Genomic DNA, 4,150 nt, shown 5'->3' with positions numbered 1-4,150 from the left:
TAAGCCGTTTCATCTCCATTTAGTCTGGCTGTTTCTGCTGCTAATTGAATCGCCCAACCCAGGTTAGCCTGTAAACAAAACGCACCGTTTTCATACGCCCAGTCCGAGTATAAATCGTATCCTACCCATTATCCCAGGTATTACAGCAAGATGTCAAAGGGGCAATTACATCTTGGCAAAATCTCACTCAAATAGCTCCAGATAATCCATATAATTATGCTTATCTAGCATTTGTGTATCTTTACGATTGGCAACCCAAACTAGCAAACACAGCATTAAACAAAGCAGAAGCCATTAACCCCAACATTTCCGAAGTAAAAACCTTACAAGGAGTCGCTGCACTAATGCAAGGTAATTTAATAAAAGCCTGGAAGTTTTTGGTTTAGTTGTTGGTTGTTCATAAGTAATGAGTAATGAGTAATAACCTGAAGAAGAAAAACTACGGTTTTCAAAGTAGATGCGGTTTAGCTATATAATTTCGACTTATTCTCTGCCTAAAATTCCTAAAAACTTCATAAAAACAAAAGTTTCAAGCGTTTATATTAATATTATGATAGTAGGGAAATAAGTTATGAAGCAATTATCCTTTTAAAATCTTCCTACAACGCTTACTGCAAGGAGTTTTTAGATTTATTAACTAGCTGTATTCTATGTTTGCTGATTTTTGGACTGAGATAGTTTCAACTGATTTACTCTCAAGTTTTGAACTTAGGATAATAACCGTAATATTACAGCAATTAAATTTTAAACTTTGGATGTTAATCGACTATAAAAGCATTGCCAAGAAGCTGAATTTAGATGAAACTGAGGTGACAGAAGTAGTTCAAAAGCTCATCAGTTATAAAATAGTCGAATGTAAAGAAGACTCTGTAAAACAAAGGTGTTATAGATATCGTTTGAATAGTAATTTTGGTTGGAATAAATCTGTTTACTGGGTATTTTCTGATGGTATAGACTGGCAAGCATTTCTGAACTCATTTCAAAAGCTACAAAGAAAGTTTGAATTAAGAATTAGAGCCATAGAGAACAAATCAAGTGGAACTCTTGTTATTCATATAGAAGTTTCAGCTTTAGCTAATCGAACAGAAGTGGAAAAATGTCTCAAGCGCGAATATAATTTAGAACTTGAAGCTCTAGAAGAAAAATACAGAATAAATCATAAAGATCGAGAAATCGCCATTCATCAGCAAAATAGTGCTAATCTTCTGAAGATAATAGAGTTAATCGTCAATGCCAGTAACACTTTTCACAATATTGCAGGTATTAAGACTTTACCAAAAAGTAAATCGGTAAAACTGAATCCAAGCCACAATGATATTATTAATCAGGGAGAGACAGCCGAAAGCCTTCCTCCAATTGCTCCGAAGCAAAAACCAACTTTAGCCGAAGCAGTGGCAGAGAAAGAAAAATTATTGAAGCAGCGAGATTTAACCAAAGTCGATAAAATAGATTATCTTGATGATTATGTTGATACTCAAGATGAAGGCAGCTTTCTCAAAAGAAGGATTCAGGCACGTTTGGACAAACATTGCCATTAAATTTAAATTATACGCTTCAGCTAATGTTGTCTAATTTCGGTTCTGAAGCTAAGAGATATCAGTTAATCCCTCTTCTGTCATTCTCCGAATTTAAAGAATAACAAATATAGTAATTCCCAATAGAAACCACAAGTTACTTAGTACTACTTTTCACCCTCGATCGCTTCGCGCCAGCCCTTCAGGCTGTCCGCAACGCACCTCGCCAACGGCGAGATCGCTTTCTTGGTCAGCATTCGGTTCGGGGATGATTTCGTCGCAGAGAAGAGGAACTAGTACGCAATGTTTGCTAGGTGAGCATTTCCTTGGGAATGCGTTCTGAATTCAAAATTCAGAATTCAAAAGTAAATAAATATAAAGGTTTGAATAATTAATTGTTAATAAGAAATAAGCTTGAAATGTGTGTGTTCATTTTTGATAATTGGTATAAACAAAATCTCTAGCCAAGGAAAAATCAACCATAATAAAATAGTAGGTTGAATAATAATCGCGGAAATTATTTAAGATGTCACTCCAAATTATTCTGCTCAAATATCATGTGATAAGGTCGTTAAAAACTCCATAAACATCACTCAGACGATAGGATAAATTATCCTCAGCAGGTATATTAAAATCACGACTTACTAACTTATTGAGTTGACAAGACCAAAGTATATCTATGTCGGAATCTCCAAAAAACTCTTCTATATTATGTTGAAAAAAGCGGGAAGAACCACCCGTAATTAACACTTCATTTACCTTGAGAAAATTTGGTCCTAGCGTTCTGTAAATCCAATCAACTATAGATTCCCAAAATTCAGCACGGGTTCTCTTAATAGTTTCAACAGCTTGGTTGACCTGTTGCTGAAGTTGTTTTCTGCTTTTAACTTTCTGCCAAAGTAATGCTTGAACTAGAGTTGAATCGCTCGTTGCTTCATAAATTGCTTGAGTTAAATCGCCACTAGCTACATTACTAGAATCCAAAGCAGTCTGGGAGACGATCGTGTCAACTAATTGGTAAAATCCATTAGAACTACAATCGGCCACTATCTGTTGTCCACCTTCGTAGAGAAACAAACTGTTGTTATAGTGACCCATGATTAAGCAACTAATCGCTCGATTGCGATAGGCTGAATTAATCAATTGTAACTGCCTTGTTTTCAGAAGTCCTGAACCTTCGGTTGTAACTTCTAATGTTTGTACCTGGACTCGATACTGCACACCTCGAAAATTAAACCCCGATTGTAAAGCGTCGAGTAAATTGTCTTTGAATTCTTGACTAGTAGACCACTCACTTAGAGGTAATAAAATACGTAGGGTCACGGAAAACTCTGTAACTTTATTCAGTGGAACAGATAAATTGCTCTCATCGTTATCTTTATAGTCAGCGACTCCTGCTCGTTCGGCAATAGAACCCAGAATTGCCAAACATCTGTTGACTCCATTTACGGTTTTGAGTTCATCTTGCCCTAACTTCCGACGATTGCGATAGCTAGAGGTGCGAGTAATAAATCCGAATGCTTCTCCCCTACCATCTGGCAACACTAACCAGGCATCTCTCTCTGGGTCAGCATTTTCTCTTTTGGTATTGGCAATGTCATTTGCTGTTAAATTAACGATCTCTGGTTCTAAAAAGAGAATTTCTCTTTTACTACTTGAATCAACAGTCCATATAGTTTTTGCTAGAGATTTGCCCAAGTCAATAACAGCAGTTATTTCTGTCATAAAATTCAATTAGTTTAGCTTCTCGATACCTCAGATTAACTATACAATGAGTCCAAACTAGATTCCTTTAAAGTTTTTAGAAAGAAAATAAGTCTAAAGTGTATAGAAATAGTAGATCGAGTAGAAATTTCCCATGCTGTTCCTTCTTTAATTTTAGTATTCATAACACAAAAATTGCTCATAATCAACAACTATGAGCAATTATCAATAAGGTAATTCTAATAAAGCTTATACTTTGTAAAACTGGCAAACTTCCGTTTCCTTAAAAACAACAATAGTTGAAAATCATATTGGGGCAATCTGGTATTTTATTCATCACTACAATGCGTCCTTACATCTTTAGAACTACCGCAACAATTAGTGATAAAAATCATCGAAAAGATGAACATGGATATTATGCAAGAGGATTAGCTAAGTATCAAATTGGAAATGATATTGAAGGAGCAATCAAAGATATTGAAAAAGCGAGAGAAATCGCAGCTAAATATCAGTATAGAGAATTTTGAAGAAAAAGCGATCGCTCTTTGAGCCGAAATTAATCAATAGTAGTTTTATATAAGATTTTACAACTTATAGCGATCGCTATTATCTAAAAAAATAACAATATAGCGTTACATATTAACGTTAAGACGGGGCATCCCCTGCACCGCCCGAAGAAGGGCAGTGTCAGCCCCTCACATTTTTTGGTGGTATTTTAATCAAAAAACTCATTGACGAGTTACTTATTACTCATTACTTCCGAAGTTCGTAAATTTTAATGTCCGTCTTGGTGCGCGTTCCCTTGCCCTAAAGGACTTCCTTCGGTCGCGCACTTACGTCGGCGCGGGGGTGGATAGGGGAGACTTTTCTGGTTTGAGATTTTGCTGCCAACAGTTGTCTATGGTTGGTTGAAGTCTCCCCATCCCCGCGCA

The 4,150-nt window shown here is 36.1% G+C and carries 4 protein-coding genes; 3 read left to right on the top strand and 1 reads right to left on the bottom strand.

The genetic code is table 11. From position 1 onward, the window contains the following. The first annotated feature begins 233 nt into the window (after nucleotides 1–233). A complete protein-coding gene (locus tag H1P_RS36820) occupies nucleotides 234–386 on the top strand; it encodes a hypothetical protein (RefSeq protein WP_186376259.1) in 153 nt (50 codons plus the stop codon). Nucleotides 387–755: 369 nt separating this feature from the next. Continuing rightward, the gene (locus H1P_RS31455) at nucleotides 756–1,538 is read left to right on the top strand and encodes a PCI domain-containing protein (protein WP_186376258.1); all 783 of its coding nucleotides are present in this window, start codon (nucleotides 756–758) and stop codon (nucleotides 1,536–1,538) included. 531 nt (nucleotides 1,539–2,069) lie between these two features. Here H1P_RS31455 and H1P_RS31450 read toward each other — a convergent pair. Further along, complete coding sequence (locus H1P_RS31450; RefSeq protein ID WP_144875145.1) at nucleotides 2,070–3,239, bottom strand: ParM/StbA family protein; 1,170 nt, start codon at nucleotides 3,237–3,239, stop codon at nucleotides 2,070–2,072. Nucleotides 3,240–3,529: 290 nt separating this feature from the next. Here H1P_RS31450 and H1P_RS31445 point away from each other — a divergent pair, with 290 nt between their 5' ends. Beyond that, the gene (locus H1P_RS31445; RefSeq protein ID WP_186376257.1) at nucleotides 3,530–3,745 is read left to right on the top strand and encodes a hypothetical protein; all 216 of its coding nucleotides are present in this window, start codon (nucleotides 3,530–3,532) and stop codon (nucleotides 3,743–3,745) included. Nucleotides 3,746–4,150 lie beyond the last annotated feature (405 nt).

Source organism: Hyella patelloides LEGE 07179, assembly GCF_900659865.1.
Classification (GTDB): domain Bacteria; phylum Cyanobacteriota; class Cyanobacteriia; order Cyanobacteriales; family Xenococcaceae; genus Hyella; species Hyella patelloides.
The sequence above is the reverse complement of the archived record's forward strand: the minus strand, read 5'-3'. Positions and strand labels throughout refer to the sequence as shown.